A 16,692-nucleotide genomic window follows, 5' to 3' on the forward strand; every position below is an offset into this window, starting at 1 on the left:
GGGGACAGGCGCGGGCCGTGCCCGGGGGAGAGGAAACAGGGACAGGGCTTAGGCGAGCGCGCGGCCGTCAGCCACGCGGCTTCTCCAGCTGCCATTCCAGATGGTTGCGCACCGCCGGCCACTCGCAGGCAATGATGGAATAGACCGCAGTGTCGCGCAGGGATCCGTCGGCGAGCATCTGGTGCGACCGCAGCACCCCGTCGAGCTTCGCTCCCAGTCGCTCGATGGCGCGCCGGCTCTGCTGGTTCATGAAATGGGTGCGGAACTCCACGGCAATGCAGGAAAGCTCCTCGAAGGCATGACGCAGCAGCATGAGCTTGCATTCCGTATTGAACGGCGAGCGCTGGACCTTCTTGCGATACCAGGTGGAGCCGATTTCCACGCGCCGGTTCAGCGCGTCGATGTTCATGTAGGTGGTCATGCCGACCGCCTTGCCGCTGGCCTTGCCCAGAATGGCGAAGGGTAGCATCTTGCCCTCCCGCTGCAGCCCGAGCCGCCGGTCGATCTCCGCCGGCACGTTTTCCGGGGAGGGGACGGCCGTGTACCACAGCTTGTGCACGTCGCCATCGAGCGCGGCTTCCTTCAGATCGGCCGCGTGGTCCTGGGACAGGGGAACAAGGGTGACGTATTTTCCGCGACTGCAGAAGGGATCAGGCCAGCACATGGGAACGCCTTGGAAGGTCGTGGCGGGAGAATCGCAGGCAAGTCTAGGCGATCAGGCATGGCGCGGCCAAGCGAAGATCGCGAGGGAAGCGCCCCCTCACCCGATCCCGGTCCGGGAGAGGTGAGGGGGAGTGTGAGTGGCTTCGCCCGCCGATCACCGTCATCCCCGCGCAGGCGGGGATCCAGTAGCCCGCTGAGAAAGCGATGCTTTGCCATCAACGCGGGTAAAAACGGGTTCCTCAGGCCAGGCCCGAGGATGGCCACGGAGAGGGAGCGGCTGGAGCGCAGGGAAATCCGCACCCTGCACCGGGCCCTCTCCGCCGGGGTGAAGAGGGCGCGCGGTGACGGGTGAGGGGCGGCGTCCCCTCAGAGCGTGATGCGGTAGCGGGCGAAGCCTTCGGCGCCGTCGCCGGCCGGTTCGATCTTCACCCCTTCGACCTTGGCCGCGTGATCCTTGCCGCCCGGGCCCGTGTCGAAGAGCACGGTCGTGCCTTCCATGGGCTTGAAGCTCCAGTTCGCATCGGCAGACGGGTTGATCGTGCCTTCCGCAACGATATAGCGGACCAGAACGTCCCGGTTGGTGTCCGGGCCGACGAAGATGACCACCTCGTCATTGATCCCGGGGAAGTTGCCGCCACCGCCGGCGCGGTAGTTGTTGGTCGCCACCACGAACTCCTGCGCCGGGTCGATCGGCGCGCCCTGGAAGGCGAGATCCACGATCCGGCTGGCGTCCGGATTGATCAGCTCGCCCTTGGGGCCGTATTTCGACGGCTGGCTCAGGTCGATCCGGTAGGTCACTCCGTCAATCACATCGAAATTGTAGGAGGGGAATTCGGGGTTGATCAGGGCCGCATCCTTCGCCCCTGGCTCCACCTGAAGGAACATGCCGGCGGAGCGCTCGAGCCACTCCTTCACGGTCGCGCCGGTGATCTTCACCGCCCGCACCGTGTTCGGATAGAGATAGAGGTCGGCCACGTTCTTGATGGCCACGTCGCCCACGGGAACATCCGTGTAATAGGCAGGGCCGCCACGGCCACCGGCCTTGAAGGGCGCTGCGGCGGAGAGGATCGGAAGGGCTTCCCATTCCGTGCCCTTCATCATCTGCGCGATGTACCAGATCTGCGCCTTGGAGACGATCTGGACGCTGGGGTCATCGGCCACCAGCGCGAAATAGGAATGGAGCGGGGCCGAGGTCTTGCCGACTGGCCGGCGCACATAGGCCAGCGTCGCCTCGTGGTCCTCCTGCACGGCGGCCAGCACCTCCTCCACGCTTTCCACCAGCGCCGTGACGGTGCGGCCTTCCTTCTCGTAGATCGGCCGGGCTTCGGTGGTGAATCCGGCGATCTTCCAGCTGTCGTCTTCCCGCTCCAGCATCAGGTCGATCACGCCCAGATGCGACCCCCAGAAGCCGCCCATGGCAGCAGGCTTGCCGAAGAGCGTGCCCTTCGCCGTGTCGACCCCGGCAAGGCCCTCGAAATCCGGACCCGGGAAGACCTGATGCTGGTGACCGGTGAAGACCGCGTCGATGCCCTCCACGGCTGCCAGATGCAGGGAGGCGTTTTCCATGCCCTCCGCATGTGCCGATGCGTCGATGCCCGAATGGGAGAGAGCGATGATCAGGTCGCAGCCCTGCTCCTTCATCTCCGGCACGAGGGCCATGGCCGTCTCCACGATGCCGCGGGCCGACACGTTGCCCGCCAGATGGTCCCGGTCCCAGTTCATCACCTGTGGCGGCACAAAGCCGATGAAGCCGATGCGGATCGGATAGCTCTTGCCGGAGCCGTCCATGATCGTCTTGTCGAGGATCACATAGGGGCGCAGCAGGAATGTGTCGTCGCGCGGATTGTCGGCGAGCTGTCCCTCGGCGAGATTGGCGCAGACGATGGGGAAATTGGCGCCGGCCAGCACCTTGGTCAGGAACTCCAGGCCGTAGTTGAACTCGTGATTGCCCAGAGTGCCGGCATCGAAGCCCAGCACGTTCATGCCCTTGATCACAGGGTGCAGGTCGCCCCCCTTCATGCCGCGCTCATAGGCGATGTAATCACCCATCGGGTTGCCCTGGAGAAAGTCGCCATTGTCCACCAGCACCGAATTGGTGGCTTCATCGCGGATCTTCTTGATCAGCGACGCCGTGCGGGCCAGGCCGGCCGTGTCGGTCGGCTTGTCGGCGTAATAGTCGTAAGGGAAGACATGCACGTGAAGATCGGTTGTTTCCATCAGCCGCAGATGGGCCGTGCCCTCCTTGGCCAGCACCGAATAGGGATGCAGTGCCGCGGTGAAGCCTGCGGCGGCGGCCCCCTTCAGCAGCGTGCGGCGCGAGAGCGGGAAACGGATCGAACGGGACATGGGACAACTCCGGGTGGGGCCGGACACAGGAACATGTGCCCGGGGCGGCAGGGTGGGAACCTTGACGATGATGGCAATGGCGCTTTCATGCAAGCGCAAGACGAACTCGGCCGATCCGGCGTCCTGCATCGAACTTGCCCACAGGTCTTGTCACGCTGATGAAGGCGGCGGGCGGGGCTGCTTGCCGGTGCGTGGCGCGCTTTTGGCCGCTCCCGCTTGGCCTGCGGCTGCAAGCCACGCCGAAGACCGTCCCCATGGCGATTGACGCGCCGTTCAACGTGACTACGTTAGGCGCGACAGAGGATCGAGCCATCGCACGCGGAACGAGGGGACCGCGCGGCCGGTCGAACAGATCAGGACGTGATCAGCAGATGAGTGAACAGATCAAGAAGGCCGTGCTGGAACAGCTCGCCAAGGTGAAGGGGCCGAACCTGGAAGGGGATCTCGTGTCCCTGGGCCTGGTGTCGGACATCTTCGTCTCCGACGGGCGCGTGGCCTTTTCCATCACTGTGCCCGCGGACAGGGCCCGCGAGCTGGAGCCGCTCCGCCAGGCGGCCGAAAAGGTCGTGCGCGAGGTCGAGGGCGTGGAGGCCGCCATGGTCGCGCTGACGGCGGAAAAGCTGCCCGGCGCCCAGTCGTCGGCCCCGGCCCCGGCCTCGATCCCGGCCGCCCCCGTGCGCCCCGCCCCGAACCCGGCTCAGGCGCGCAACGTGCCGCCGCCCATGCAGGGCCGTGCCGGCCACGGCGCCCAGGAAACGGCAACCGCCAAGCCGGGCGTCCCCGGCGTCAAGCACATCATCGCCGTGGCCTCCGGCAAGGGTGGGGTGGGCAAGTCCACCACCACCACCAATCTGGCGCTGGGCCTGCAGGCCAACGGGCTGAAGGTCGGCGTTCTGGACGCGGATATCTACGGCCCGTCGATCCCGCGCCTCTTCCAGGTCAATGGCCGTCCCGAGCCGGTCTCCGGCCGCATCCTCAAGCCGCTGGAAGGCTATGGCATCAAGGTCATGTCCATGGGCTTTATGGTCGAGGAAGAGACGCCGATGATCTGGCGCGGGCCCATGGTCATCTCCGCACTCACCCAGATGCTGCGCGAAGTGGCCTGGGGCGAACTGGACGTGCTGGTGGTCGACATGCCTCCGGGAACCGGCGATGCCCAGCTGACCATGGCCCAGCAGGTGCCGCTGGCCGGCGCGGTGATCGTCTCCACCCCGCAGGATCTGGCGCTGATCGACGCGCGCAAGGGTCTCAACATGTTCCGCCGCGTGGATGTGCCGGTCCTCGGGATCGTCGAGAACATGAGCTACTTCCTCTGCCCGGATTGCGGTGGGCGCCACGACATCTTCGGTCACGGCGGCGCGCGCAAGGAGGCCGAGAAGCTGGGCGTGCCCTTCCTCGGCGAGGTGCCCCTCGACATGGCCATCCGCGAGAATTCGGACAATGGTACGCCGGTGGTGGTCTCTGCCCCCGACAGTGATCACGCCCGCATCTACCGCGACATCGCGACGAAGGTGATGGCCGAAGTCGATCGGTATGCGACCGACACCGCCAAGGCGGCACCCTCCATCGTCTTCGACTGAGGGTCGAGCCTCCGCCGCACCTACCACGGCGGCACGTTTTCAGGCGAAGGGCCGGATCCAGCGGGATCCGGCCCTTTTGCGTGACGAGGCTCCGTTGCGTGATCCTGCCCCGAAGCGCCCTTGCGTCCGGTCATTTTCGCACTGGGAGAAAAGGTGATTTGGTCCGGGATTTGTGTGCGATGCACAAAAAGGCGATGAAAAACCGGTCACTCGCGACATCTCCTCAGGGAAGCTCGAGCGGTTTGGCGCCAAAACCCGGGGCTTGAGCGTCCCAAACGGGCCGATGCGCTTGCAATCATGGGCATTTTGGCCTGATTTCACGAATCCGAAAATATGAAAGCGGCCTGAAACTTACGTGTCTATACATGCTTTTTCATGTGTTTCTTACGAAAATCTGGTCATTTCGGAGAGAATGCTGTGTCGCGCAGTGTCTTGTGCGGCGCGAAACACGTTTCATTTGCGATGGACAGGGATCAGGGCCAAAGTCCGAGGTTGAGGGAGTATTGTTTCATGACGCAAGTGTCGTCACAGACGCGCGAATTGGCGCCGGAAGAGGCTGATCGCGCCGCCATCTACGGCTTCGTGGCGCGCCTTCTGCAGGCGCCGCCCACGTCGGCCGATCTCGATGTCATCCGGCGTCTGGCCGCAGACGAGACCGAATTCGGTCAGGGTCTGGGCCAGCTGGCGGCTGCCGCCCGCGAGGCTGATGTGAATGCCCTGCGGGATCAGTTCAACGCGCTGTTCATCGGTTTGGGCCGGGGCGAGCTCGTCCCCTACGCCAGCTTCTATCTGACCGGGTTCCTCAACGAGAAGCCGCTGGCGGACCTGCGCGTCCACATGGCCTCGCTGGGAATCGCGCGCGCCGACGACGTGAAGGAGCCGGAGGATCATATCGCCGCGCTCTTCCAGTCGATGGAAGGCCTGATCGACGGGTCTTTCGGCCCGACGGATCTCTGCACTCAGCGGACCTTCTTCACCCGGCACATCGCGTCCTGGGCTCCCCACTTCTTCAAGGATCTGGCCGCACAGACGACCAGCCCCTTCTATGCGGCTCTCGGCGCCCTGGGTGGTGTCCTGACAGCCATCGAGACCGAAGCATTCGACATGACCGGCCGCGAGGCCTGAACCGGGACGCCGGCTGCAAGGGCCGGTCCCCCTCTGATCAACGCAGGAGACAGCGATGACGGACAAGAAGAGCAAGAGCCAGGCGGGCGAAGGTGCCGGGCGTCGGGACTTTCTGAAGCTCGCCGGCCTGGGCACCCTGGCCAGCGGCGCCACCTTGGTGGCCGGTGAAGCGGTTGCCGCCGAGACCCCGTCCGAGACGGCGGCCGGCTATCGGGAAACCGATCACGTCAGGAAGGTCTACGAGACCGCCCGCTTCTGACGAACGGAATAGACGGTCCGGAAGGGCAGGGCGCTGATGAGAGGGCGCTGAGCCGGTTCGGACAGGAATGAGAGAGACGGTGGCGGACCAGCGGATGCGAGAAGGCTGGATCACGTCGCCAGGGGCCGAGCCCAGGAGGAACGCCGGAGTGACGGCCGTTCGGATCCGGTTCGGTTCCGCGAGAGGGAGACCAAGGAAATGCTGAGGAAAAAGTCGAGCCGCATGGCCCGTCCGACCCAGGGCCGCCTTGCTGCGGTGCTGTCGGGCGCCACCATGGCCACCATGGACCGGCGTACGTTCCTGCGTCGCTCCGGTCTGGCTGCCGGTGGTGTTGCCGCCGTGACGGCCCTGTCGGGTGGCGCCATGGTGAAGAAGGCCGAGGCTGCAGGCGCAGCCGGTGCCGGCAAGGTGGAAATCAAGAAGTCCGTCTGCACCCACTGCTCGGTCGGTTGTACCGTTCTGGCGGAAGTGCAGGACGGCGTCTGGGTGGGCCAGGAGCCGGGCTTCGACAGCCCGTTCAACTTGGGTTCCCATTGCGCCAAGGGCGCGTCCGTGCGCGAGCATGCCCATGGCGAGCGTCGCCTCAAGTACCCGATGAAGCTCGTCGGCGGAAAGTGGGAGCGCATCTCCTGGGACACCGCCATCGATGAGCTCGGCGACAAGATGATGCAGGTCCGCGACGAATTCGGTCCGGACTCCGTCTACTGGCTCGGCTCCGCCAAGCACTCCAACGAACAGGCCTATCTGCTGCGCAAGTTCGCTGCCTTCTTCGGCACGAACAACATCGACCACCAGGCCCGTATCTGTCACTCCACCACGGTCGCAGGTGTTGCCAACACCTGGGGCTATGGCGCGATGACCAACTCCTACAACGACATCCATAACTCCAAGGCGATCTTCCTGATCGGCGGCAATCCGGCCGAGGCCCATCCGGTCTCCCTGATGCACCTGCTCAAGGCCAAGGAAGAAAACAATGCCCCGCTGATCGTCTGCGATCCGCGCTTCACGCGCACCGCGGCGCATGCCACCGAATATGTCCGCTTCCGTCCGGGCACGGACGTTGCCCTCGTCTGGGGCATTCTGTGGCACATCTTCGAGAACGGCTGGGAAGACAAGGAATTCATCCGCCAGCGTGTCTGGGGCATGGATCAGATCCGCGGCGAAGTGGCCAAGTGGACGCCGGAAGAGGTCGAGAACGTCACCGGCGTTCCGGGCTCCCAGCTCAAGCGCGTGGCTCGCACCCTGGTCAACAACCGTCCGGGCACCGTGATCTGGTGCATGGGCGGCACCCAGCACACCAACGGCAACAACAACACCCGCGCCTACTGCATCCTGCAGCTGGCCCTTGGCAACATGGGCAAGGCCGGTGGCGGCACCAACATCTTCCGCGGCCATGACAACGTTCAGGGCGCGACCGATCTGGGCGTGCTGGCCGACACCCTGCCGGGCTACTACGGCCTGACCGACGGCTCCTGGGCTCACTGGGCCCGCGTCTGGGACGTGGACGTCAAGTCGATCCGCGAGCGCTTCTCGGTCATGAAGGGCAAGGACGGCAAGGACGTGCCGATGATCAACGAGTCGGGCATTCCGGTGTCCCGATGGATCGACGGCGTTCTGGAAGACGAAGACAAGCTGCAGCAGCCGCACAACACCAAGGTCATGGTGTTCTGGGGTCATGCCCCGAACTCCCAGACCCGTCTGCCGGACATGAAGGTGGCGATGGAGAAGCTCGATACCCTGGTGGTCATCGATCCCTATCCGACCGTCTCCGCAGTGCTCTCCGACCGCAAGGACGGCGTCTACCTGCTCCCGGCCTCGACCCAGTTCGAGACCTACGGCTCGGTGACGGCGTCCAACCGCTCCCTGCAGTGGCGCGAGAAGGTGGTCGAGCCGCTCTTCGAGAGCCTGCCGGACCACACGATCATGTACAAGTTCGCCAAGAAGTTCGGCTTCGACGGCGACATGTTCAAGCACATCCAGGTCAATGGCGAAGAGCCGCTGATCGAGGACATCACCCGCGAGTTCAACCGCGGCATGTGGACCATCGGCTACACCGGCCAGTCGCCGGAGCGCATGAAGCTTCACATGGAAAACCAGCACACCTTCGACCGCACCACCCTGCGGGCGAATGGCGGCCCGTGCGACGGCGACTTCTACGGCATGCCGTGGCCGTGCTGGGGCACTCCGGAAATGAAGCATCCGGGCTCTGCCAACCTCTATGACACCTCCCTGCCGGTCGCCGAAGGCGGCATGGGCTTCCGCGCCCGCTACGGCGTGGAGCGCAACGGCGAGAACCTTCTGGCCGAAGGCTCCTGGCCGGTCGGCTCGGAGATCGAGGACGGCTATCCGGAATTCACCATGGCCATGCTGGAAAAGCTCGGCTGGGACAAGGATCTGACCAAGGAAGAGCGCGCCTCCATCGAGAAGGTCGCGGGCTATGTCCGCAACGACAAGGAAGAGGTGGGCGAACAGTCCCAGACCGGTCCCTATCCGTCCGATTGGGCAGAGAAGATCGGCGGCGTGAACTGGAAGACCGACCTGTCGGGCGGCATCCAGCGCGTGGCGATCAAGCATGGCTGCGCGCCCTACGGCAACGCCAAGGCCCGTGCGGTCGTCTGGACCTTCCCGGATCCGATCCCGCTGCACCGCGAGCCGCTCTACACCAACCGGCGTGACCTGCTGGAGAAGTATGCGACCTACGAGGACAAGACCTTCTGGCGTGTGCCGACGGCCTACAAGTCCATCCAGGACAACGACTTCTCCAAGGACTTCCCGATGATCCTCACCTCCGGCCGTCTGGTCGAATACGAGGGTGGCGGGGACGAGACGCGCTCCAACCCGTGGCTGGCCGAGCTGCAGCAGGACATGTTCATCGAGATCAACACCGGGGACGCCAACGACCTTGGCATCCGGGACGGCGAGATGGTCTGGGTGCACGGTCCGGAAGGCGGCAAGGTGAAGGTCATGGCCATGGTCACCGAGCGCGTCGGACGCGGCGTGACCTTCATGCCCTTCCACTTCGGCGGCTTCTATCAGGGCGAGGACCTGCGCGGGAAATATCCCTCCGGCGCCGATCCCTATGTCCTGGGTGAAAGCACCAACACTGCACAGACCTATGGCTACGACAGCGTCACCCAGATGCAGGAAACCAAGGCAACCCTTTGCCGGGTCGAACGGGCGTAAGGGAGGAGAACAACAATGGCACGTATGAAATTCCTCTGTGACGCCGAACGCTGCATCGAGTGCAACGCCTGCGTTACCGCCTGCAAGAACGAGCACGAAGTGCCGTGGGGCATCAACCGCCGTCGCGTCGTGACGATCAACGACGGCAAGCCCGGCGAGCGGTCCATCTCGGTGGCCTGCATGCACTGCTCCGACGCGCCCTGCATGGCCGTCTGCCCGGTGGATTGCTTCTACCAGACCGACGAAGGCGTGGTCCTGCACTCCAAGGACCTGTGCATCGGCTGCGGCTACTGCTTCTATGCCTGCCCCTTCGGCGCGCCGCAGTATCCGCAGGCCGGCAACTTCGGTTCCCGTGGCAAGATGGACAAGTGCACCTTCTGCGCCGGTGGCCCGGAAGCGGACAATTCCGCAGCCGAGTTCCAGAAGTACGGTCGCAACCGTCTGGCCGAAGGCAAGCTGCCGCTCTGCGCCGAAATGTGCTCCACCAAGGCCCTGCTCGCCGGTGACGGCGATGTGGTCTCCGCGATCTACCGCGAGCGCGTTGTCGCCCGCGGCTTCGGATCCGGCGCCTGGGGCTGGGGCACCGCCTATGAGCAGAAGGCCGGCGGTCTCTGAGCGACGGCATCGACAAACTCGCGGTTGGCCCCATCTTCCGCGATTAGAGGAAACGGAGGCTTCCCAGACGGGAGGTCTCCGTTTCCAGCATTGGCGCAAGGTCGCCTTGGCAAGGGTCTGCACCGAGCAGGCCGGATGGCCGCGACCCCTCGCAACCAGGCTTCGGCCAGGACCAGGCTTCGGCCAGGAGAAGACACCAGATGACGAGCCACGTAAACGGCCGCACCTTCAAGACCATCGTGATCCTCGCCGGCCTGCTGGCCGGGCTTTCCGCATGCCGCGAGAGTGAGGAACACCGCCAGATCAAGCTCGAGAAGGGCGGATATGCCGGGCAGCACGACAACCAGCTGAACGAGGACACCCTCCGCCAGCTGCGCCAGCGCGGCAGCCTTCAGCAGAACTGAGCTTCAACTAGCGCCCCGCCGGACGGGACGGGGCGATCGGGAGACGAAACCAATGATGGCGACCCACACCCGCAAGGATTTCAGAGGGGCATTCGACCGGCTGGGGGCCGCGCTTGCGGCACCACTCCTGCTCGTGACCCTTGTCCTCTCGCTGCTGGCCTTCACCGGCGCGGCCTCCGCCCAGCAGGCGGTGCGCACCGGCGACGAAGTGACCTCGGAAACCCCGGTTGACGGTCTGGTTCCGGGCAACACCCTGGGCGACACGTCTGATGCCGACTACTGGCGCGCGGTGCGCTCCGGCACCCAGGGTTTCGTGTCCATCCCGGACAAGAAGGCCGGCACGCTGGTCCAGTCCGAGGGCGAGGCCTGGCGCTCCTTCCGCAATGGCCCTCTGTCGCTCTATGCCAGCTGGGCGATCCTGGGCACCATCGTGGTGCTTTGCCTGTTCTATGCCCTGCGCGGACGCATCCGCATCGAGCATGGCCGGTCCGCCGCCACCATCACCCGCTTCGCCTGGATCGAGCGCTTCGGCCACTGGATGACCGCGATCTCCTTCGTGATCCTGGGCCTGACCGGGCTGAACGTGCTCTATGGCCGCTATGCCCTGCGCCCAGTGATCGGGGACGAGGCCTTCGGCTTCCTCACACAGGTCGGCAAGTATCTGCACAATTATCTGGCTTTCGCCTTCATGGCAGGCCTGGTGATGATCTTCGTCATGTGGGTGCGCCACAACCTGCCGGACCGTACCGACGGCAAGTGGCTGCTGCAGGCCGGCGGGCTCTTCTCCAAGAAGCTGCATCCGCCCGCGAAGAAGTTCAACGCGGGTCAGAAGCTGATCTTCTGGTCGGTGATCCTGGGCGGCCTCTCGCTCTCGCTTTCCGGCTGGGCGCTGCTCTTCCCCTTCACCACCCACTTCTTCTCCGACACGTTCTCTCACGTGAACTGGCTCTTCGGCACCGACCTGCCGACGTCCCTGAGCGTGTTGCAGGAACAGCAGATCAACCAGCTCTGGCACACGATCATGGCCATCTTCATGGTCTGCGTGATCCTGGCCCACATCTACATCGGCTCCATCGGCATGGAAGGCGCCTTCGATGCCATGGGCTCCGGCGAGGTGGATCTGAACTGGGCGAAGGAACACCATTCGCTCTGGGTCGACGAAGTGCAGGAACGCGAGGCGGGCCGCCGCAGCACGGCCGCGCAGCCGGCCGAATGAGACCGCGGCGGTTCGGTTCGCCGGACCGCCGTCGTTCCCGCGACACGCCACGGAGCCAGATCCGATGCACAGGGTCAGTCTGTCCGACAGCCGGAGATCGACGGGGCGCTTCCGCCGGTCCCTGGCGGCTGGCCTGATCCCGGCTGCGCTGGTCGCGGTCGCCTTCGCAACAGGTGCAGGGGCCGAAACGGCAAGGCACCCCGACACGGCCGTTTCCTGGCCCGACGTCCTTGCTGGCCACGGCGGCCCGGTGAAGTCCGTGCAGATGTCCCCGGACGGACAGCGCATGATCTCAACGTCCTTCGATTATTCAGCCCGGGTGTGGACCGCGCCGGCAGAGGGGGCGTCTCTCGCCGAGCCGCAGGTGCTGATCGGCCATGAGGCGGCGGTGAATGATGCCCGCTTCCTCCCCGGCAACCGTGCCGCCACCGTGTCCGACGACAGCGACCTGATCATCTGGGATCTCGGTTCGGGCACGCCGCTCCACCGCTTTCCGGGCAAGGGGGAGAAGGTTCTCTCCCTCGAAGTCTCCGACGACGGCGCCCACATCGGCGTCGCGAGCTGGGAGAACGAGGCCCGGATCTACGATCTGACCGGTCCCGAACCCCGTCTGGAGGCCACGCTTTCAGGTCACCGCAACAACGTCAATGCCCTGGCCTTCTCGCCCGAGGGCGACAAGGTATGGACCGCGTCCACCGATGGAGCCATCCGGCGCTTCGACCGGGTGACGGCTGCGCTGGAACGACAGCTCTTCTCCCTGGGCTGGGGGATCAACACCCTGAAGCGTCTGGACGACGGGCGCAGTCTCCTGTTCGGCGGAGCGGACGGAACGGTCGGGCTGATCGACGGCGAGAGCGGCTTCGATCTCGGTCGCCTGACACCCCACAGCCGCCCGGTTCTGGCCCTTGCCGTCTCGCCGGACGGGCGTCGGCTCGCCAGCGGCGGGGGCGACGGGCTCATCCACGTGCATGACCGGGCGACCCAGACCCTGATCGAGACCTTCGAGACCCCTTATGGTCCGGTCTGGGGCCTGAGCTTCGACCCGGAGGGAACGGCGCTCTATTATGTCGGCCTGGACGACACCATCCACCGCTGGCAGATCACCCCGCGCAAGCCGTTCGAGCCGCTGGAGGTGACCTATCCCCGTCGCTTCCAGGTGGCGGATGCGGACGATCCGGGCGCGCTGCAATTCGCCCGCAAGTGCTCGGTCTGTCATACGCTCACACCGGATGACGGCAACCGCGCGGGACCGACCCTTTACGGGGTCTTCGGCCGCAAGGCCGGATCCCTTCCGGGCTATCCCTATTCGGACGCCCTGCTGAAAAGTGATATCGTCTGGTCCCGCGAGAGCATTTCGCAGCTCTTCGAACATGGACCGGATGTCGTGACCCCGGGCACGAAGATGCCCATCCAGCGCATGCGCTCACCGGACGACCGGCTGGCGCTTGTGACATTCCTTGAAAAGGCGACGCGCCCGACCTCAGGCGGTTCGGCAGCGTCGCAAGACACCACCGGAGACACAGTGAAATGACTGCATTCCTTTCCAGCCTTGCCGCTATGGTCGTGATCGGTGTCGGCGCCTGGGTCGTGCTCACCCAGGAACTCGACTATTCCTCCGTGTCCACCTATCAGAGCCATAACCCGTCTGCCGTGCGTCTGGATCCGGGCATGGGCGAGCGCCCGGGCGAGACCCATTGATCGAGCAATCTCAAAGGCTTGTGCAGTCTGATTGAATCAGGCTGCCAGGCACTTGACTCTGTTCGTGAGGGCATGGACGGGCGTCTGGTCCCGCATGCCCCGATGCAGACACGACCCGCTCGCACCCGCCCCCGCCCCCGCCCCTGGACCAGTCCTCCGCAAGCAAGATCCACATGACCGACCTGTCCCTTCCGCCGCTTCTGACCTCCCGGCCCGTTGTCCCGCCGCAGGACCCCTTCGCCAGTGCGCTCGAGGCGCTGCGGATGGACGCGACCGAGGCCGGGGATCTCTTCTGGTCCGTGCGCGACGACCGGCTGGATTACGCCCTGGTGCTCGCTCCCGAAGTTGGGCCGCAGCAGGCCCGCCACATGATCTTCGTGGCCATGGTGGCCGCCGCTGACGCCCTGGGCGCCATCGCGCCACCGGAGCTGGCGATCACCTGGGACTGGCCGCTCGGCCTCTTTGCCAACCGGGGACGGGTGGGCAAGGTGCGGCTTGCCATGAGCGAGACCCTTGACGGTGATGGTGCGCCCGAGTGGCTGGTGCTGGGTCAATCCCTCGCGCTGAAGCCGGAAAGCGTCAGGTCCGCCGAGGACACCGATCCGGGCCTGCGGCCGGAGATCACCTCGCTCTGGGACGAAGGGGCTGTGGATCTGGAAACCGCACCTCTGCTGGAAAGCCTGTCCCGCCATTTCCTGACCTGGCTGAACCGCTGGGAAGGGGAGGGGCTGCGCGCCCTGATGGACGCCTGGCTGTTCCGCTGTGATCTCTATCGCAAGCCGGTCCGCTTCGAGACCGAAGATGGCGTAGTGGAAGGCACCATGCTCGGACTTGATGACGGGGGCAACCTGATCGTCGAGACGGCTGAGGGCACGCGTATGGTCGCCCTCGACGTGGCCCTGACGCGGGAAGACGCTGCTGCGGCCTGGCCGGCAGTCGCCCCTTCCACTGGCCCTCATGAGGTTGCCTGACATGCCCAAGGCCCTGCGCGTGATCCGGCTGGACGCGTCCGACACCCACGTCTTTGCCGCGGTCGCCCAGCCCGATGAATGGGCGGTGCCTGGCACCACGGTCTTTGCCAGCGGCGCCTTCGGGGATCCCGGCGAGCTGAAGGGCAAGGCCCGACAGGCCTTCGTCAGCGGCTTCCTCGGATGTGTCTCCTTCGGATATTCCACGCTGGTCAGCGTCGGCGAGGCGCGGACCGACGAGCTGGAGGCGGCCGTGGAGGCTCTCGGCCAGCATTTCGTCCGGGCCTGCGGCGCGCCCAATGACATGGTCGCCCGCGAGGCGGCGCGCGAGGAAATGACCGCAGCACAGGATCTGGCGGCAGACCTGCCGCTCAACACGCTGCTGGCGCTGGCGCGCGAAGTGGGCGAGAACGGTGAGCTTCGGGAACGCATCCAGGTGGTCGTTCCCGCCGACAAGGAGGCCCACGCCCGCATCTGGGACGTGGTCGAGGAGGGGGAATGAGAGACTTCTGGAAATCCGCGGGCTATCACCTGGTGGAGCGCGACGGATCCGGATGGCTGAAGGTGACGCCGGATCTCGTTCGCGCCTACCTGACCCGGCCCGAGATCCATCCGGTCGAGGAAAGCTGCCCGGCCGAGATCGCCTTGTTCGAGGCGCTGATGGCCGACCCGGAGCGCCCGGTCACCGAGGCGGAACTTGCCGCCATGGCTGATCCGGATGCCGTCGACAATTACCGGGTGGTGCTGGGCTTCCGCGATCATCTGCTGCGTCACGGCACGGTGGAAGGCGCCTATGCCGGCCTCTTCCAGGGCCAGCCCATCGCCATTCCGCCGGTCTTTATCGACCAGATGGTGCATCTGATCCTGCGCAACATCCTGCGCAAGACCCATGAGCCGCTGCGTTTGCGGGCCGCCGAACTCTTCTTCCGCGAGCAGAGCGTTTCGCTGGAGGGCGGTCGGGTGACCGTCGCCGACACGGAAATCGTCGAGCGCATGTCCGAGACCGGCGGTCTTGGCGGTCTGGGTGCGCTGCTGCGCGAAAGCGGCACGCCCATGCGGGAGGTCTCCCTCGACGTGCTGACCGAGGAGAACGCCGCAATCTACTGGGAGCGTTCCGACCGGTTCGACACGGCGCTCGACTTCCGCTTCACCGAGCCGGGGCCGGATGCCTTTGCCCGGGTTCTGGAGGCCTGGGTGCTGCATTTCGCCGGGGTGGAGGTGCGCATCCAGCCGGTGATGAAGATCCGCGACGAGCGCTGGTCCTGGCACATCGGTCTCGATGCGGAGGCGACCCGCCTCCTCAACGGTCTCTATCAGGGCCAGACGCCCAGCGACGAGGAAGCCGTGCGCATCCTGTCCCTGTTCCGCCTTGACTTCCTGCACGCAAGGGACCAGAGATCCGATCTGGCCGGCAAGCCCGTGTGGCTCGGCCTGGCCATGGGGCCGGATCGTCACCTGCGCATGAAGCCGCAGAACCTGCTGACAAACCTGCCCCTGGCCCGTTCCAGCTGAGCGCCGCACGCCTGCGCGCGCAATCTCCGGAGTGACGACCTTGGACGCAAGGGACAATGGCCGCGCCATCGCCGCCATGCTGGCCGCCAATGCGGTCTTCATGGTCAATGATGCGCTGGTGAAGGCGGTCGGCATCGGCATGCCGCTGGGGCAGGTCATGGCGCTGCGCGGTGCCTTCGCCTTCGCGCTGCTGCTTGTTGCCTGTCAGGCGGTCGGCGTCTTCCGGCGCATGGACCGGCTCTTCCAGCCCGCGGTTCTGCTGCGCACGGCCCTGGAGACGACCGCGTCCTTCCTTTACCTCTACGCCCTGCTGCATCTGCCGGTCGCCAATTCGGCCGCGATCCTTCAGGCCCTGCCTCTGGTGGTCACCGCCGGGGCGGCCGTCTTCCTCGGCGCGCCGGTCGGGTGGCGCCGCTGGCTGGCGATCCTCATCGGCCTCGCCGGTGTCATGCTGATCATCCGCCCAGGGCTGGAAGGCTTCTCCGGCTGGGCCCTGGTGACGCTCTCGAGCGTGGTCTTCATGGGCGCGCGCGATCTGGTGACCCGCCGCATTCCGCCCGACGTCCACACCTTCGGCATTTCCATCATGACCATCTTTACGGTGGCGGTGCTGGGCGGCGTCATCAGTGTCAGCAACGTCTTCCCCGATCTGGGCGGATGGAAGACCCCGGACCTCTCCGAACTGGTCCTTCTGGCGCTCTGCGCCGGGCTTCTGGTCGCGGGCTACATTCTGCTGATCATGGCCGTGCGCATCGGTGACATCTCCGTCGTCGCGCCCTTCCGCTATTCCAGCGTGCTCTGGGCCATGGGCATGGGCTTCCTGCTCTTCGGCGAAGTGCCCGATCGCCTGACCCTCCTGGGCACCGGCATCATCATTGCGACAGGGGTCTACATGTTCCTGCGCGAGCGCCGCGTGGCACGCCTGGGACGGCAGGCTGCGGCGGTCGCAGCCCCTGCGGTGGCACCCGGTCCGGTGGATCTGACGGACAGCGGCACCCTTGCCGGCGATGCCTCCCTTGCGGACGAGCGCCCCCGGGCCTAGGGTCCGCCCCTTCCTTGCCGGTTGCGCGCGTGTTTCCCGCAGCCATTCCCGCTCCTGCTCAGGCCTTGCCTCCGGATTTCT

Annotated in this window: 15 protein-coding genes; 13 read left to right on the forward strand and 2 right to left on the reverse strand. The window is 65.7% G+C overall.

Features of this window, described 5'->3' with window-relative positions; all coding sequences use genetic code 11:
- Positions 1-67: 67 nt before the first annotated feature.
- Positions 68-664 (reverse strand): GNAT family N-acetyltransferase, encoded by a 597-nt coding sequence (locus tag FR728_RS04795; RefSeq protein ID WP_149891468.1) that lies wholly within the window; start codon positions 662-664, stop codon positions 68-70.
- A gap of 365 nt (positions 665-1,029) precedes the next feature.
- Positions 1,030-3,009, reverse strand: coding sequence for a bifunctional 2',3'-cyclic-nucleotide 2'-phosphodiesterase/3'-nucleotidase (locus tag FR728_RS04800; protein WP_188318795.1), 1,980 nt, complete (start codon positions 3,007-3,009; stop codon positions 1,030-1,032).
- A 371-nt stretch (positions 3,010-3,380) separates the two neighbouring features.
- On the opposite strand from FR728_RS04800, the gene apbC reads away from it, so the two are divergent.
- The 13 genes from apbC to FR728_RS04860 all read left to right on the forward strand — a co-directional run bounded on the left by apbC (position 3,381) and on the right by FR728_RS04860 (position 16,611).
- On the forward strand, positions 3,381-4,589 hold the full coding sequence (gene apbC / locus FR728_RS04805; RefSeq protein WP_149891469.1) for an iron-sulfur cluster carrier protein ApbC: 1,209 nt from the start codon (positions 3,381-3,383) through the stop codon (positions 4,587-4,589).
- Between the two features lie 510 nt (positions 4,590-5,099).
- Positions 5,100-5,714 carry a TorD/DmsD family molecular chaperone gene (locus tag FR728_RS04810; protein ID WP_149891470.1) on the forward strand — a complete coding sequence of 205 codons (615 nt, stop codon included), beginning with the start codon at positions 5,100-5,102 and terminating at the stop codon, positions 5,712-5,714.
- A 55-nt stretch (positions 5,715-5,769) separates the two neighbouring features.
- Entirely contained in the window at positions 5,770-5,973 is a 204-nt protein-coding gene (locus FR728_RS04815; RefSeq protein WP_149891471.1) for a twin-arginine translocation signal domain-containing protein, read from the forward strand.
- A 198-nt stretch (positions 5,974-6,171) separates the two neighbouring features.
- The gene (locus FR728_RS04820) at positions 6,172-9,156 is read left to right on the forward strand and encodes a formate dehydrogenase subunit alpha (RefSeq protein ID WP_149891472.1); all 2,985 of its coding nucleotides are present in this window, start codon (positions 6,172-6,174) and stop codon (positions 9,154-9,156) included.
- Between the two features lie 15 nt (positions 9,157-9,171).
- Positions 9,172-9,771, forward strand: coding sequence for a formate dehydrogenase FDH3 subunit beta (gene fdh3B / locus FR728_RS04825; protein WP_149891473.1), 600 nt, complete (start codon positions 9,172-9,174; stop codon positions 9,769-9,771).
- Between the two features lie 200 nt (positions 9,772-9,971).
- The gene (locus tag FR728_RS04830; RefSeq protein WP_149891474.1) at positions 9,972-10,175 is read left to right on the forward strand and encodes a hypothetical protein; all 204 of its coding nucleotides are present in this window, start codon (positions 9,972-9,974) and stop codon (positions 10,173-10,175) included.
- A gap of 52 nt (positions 10,176-10,227) precedes the next feature.
- The gene (locus FR728_RS04835) at positions 10,228-11,391 is read left to right on the forward strand and encodes a formate dehydrogenase subunit gamma (protein WP_244304381.1); all 1,164 of its coding nucleotides are present in this window, start codon (positions 10,228-10,230) and stop codon (positions 11,389-11,391) included.
- A 64-nt stretch (positions 11,392-11,455) separates the two neighbouring features.
- Entirely contained in the window at positions 11,456-12,922 is a 1,467-nt protein-coding gene (locus tag FR728_RS04840; RefSeq protein ID WP_149891475.1) for a c-type cytochrome, read from the forward strand.
- The gene (locus FR728_RS19310; protein ID WP_188318796.1) at positions 12,919-13,089 is read left to right on the forward strand and encodes a hypothetical protein; all 171 of its coding nucleotides are present in this window, start codon (positions 12,919-12,921) and stop codon (positions 13,087-13,089) included. The genes FR728_RS04840 and FR728_RS19310 overlap by 4 nt, the downstream gene beginning before the upstream one ends.
- A 173-nt stretch (positions 13,090-13,262) precedes the next feature.
- Positions 13,263-14,060: a biotin/lipoate--protein ligase family protein gene (locus FR728_RS04845; RefSeq protein WP_149891476.1), complete on the forward strand. Its 798-nt coding sequence runs from the start codon at positions 13,263-13,265 to the stop codon at positions 14,058-14,060.
- 1 nt (position 14,061) lies between these two features.
- Positions 14,062-14,559 (forward strand): DUF6505 family protein, encoded by a 498-nt coding sequence (locus FR728_RS04850; protein WP_149891477.1) that lies wholly within the window; start codon positions 14,062-14,064, stop codon positions 14,557-14,559.
- Entirely contained in the window at positions 14,556-15,569 is a 1,014-nt protein-coding gene (locus FR728_RS04855; RefSeq protein ID WP_149891478.1) for a DUF6352 family protein, read from the forward strand. The genes FR728_RS04850 and FR728_RS04855 overlap by 4 nt, the downstream gene beginning before the upstream one ends.
- A gap of 31 nt (positions 15,570-15,600) precedes the next feature.
- Complete coding sequence (locus FR728_RS04860) at positions 15,601-16,611, forward strand: DMT family transporter (protein ID WP_244304382.1); 1,011 nt, start codon at positions 15,601-15,603, stop codon at positions 16,609-16,611.
- Positions 16,612-16,692: the final 81 nt, after the last annotated feature.

The sequence above is a fragment of the Roseibium aestuarii genome, assembly GCF_008477545.1.
Classification (GTDB): domain Bacteria; phylum Pseudomonadota; class Alphaproteobacteria; order Rhizobiales; family Stappiaceae; genus Roseibium; species Roseibium aestuarii.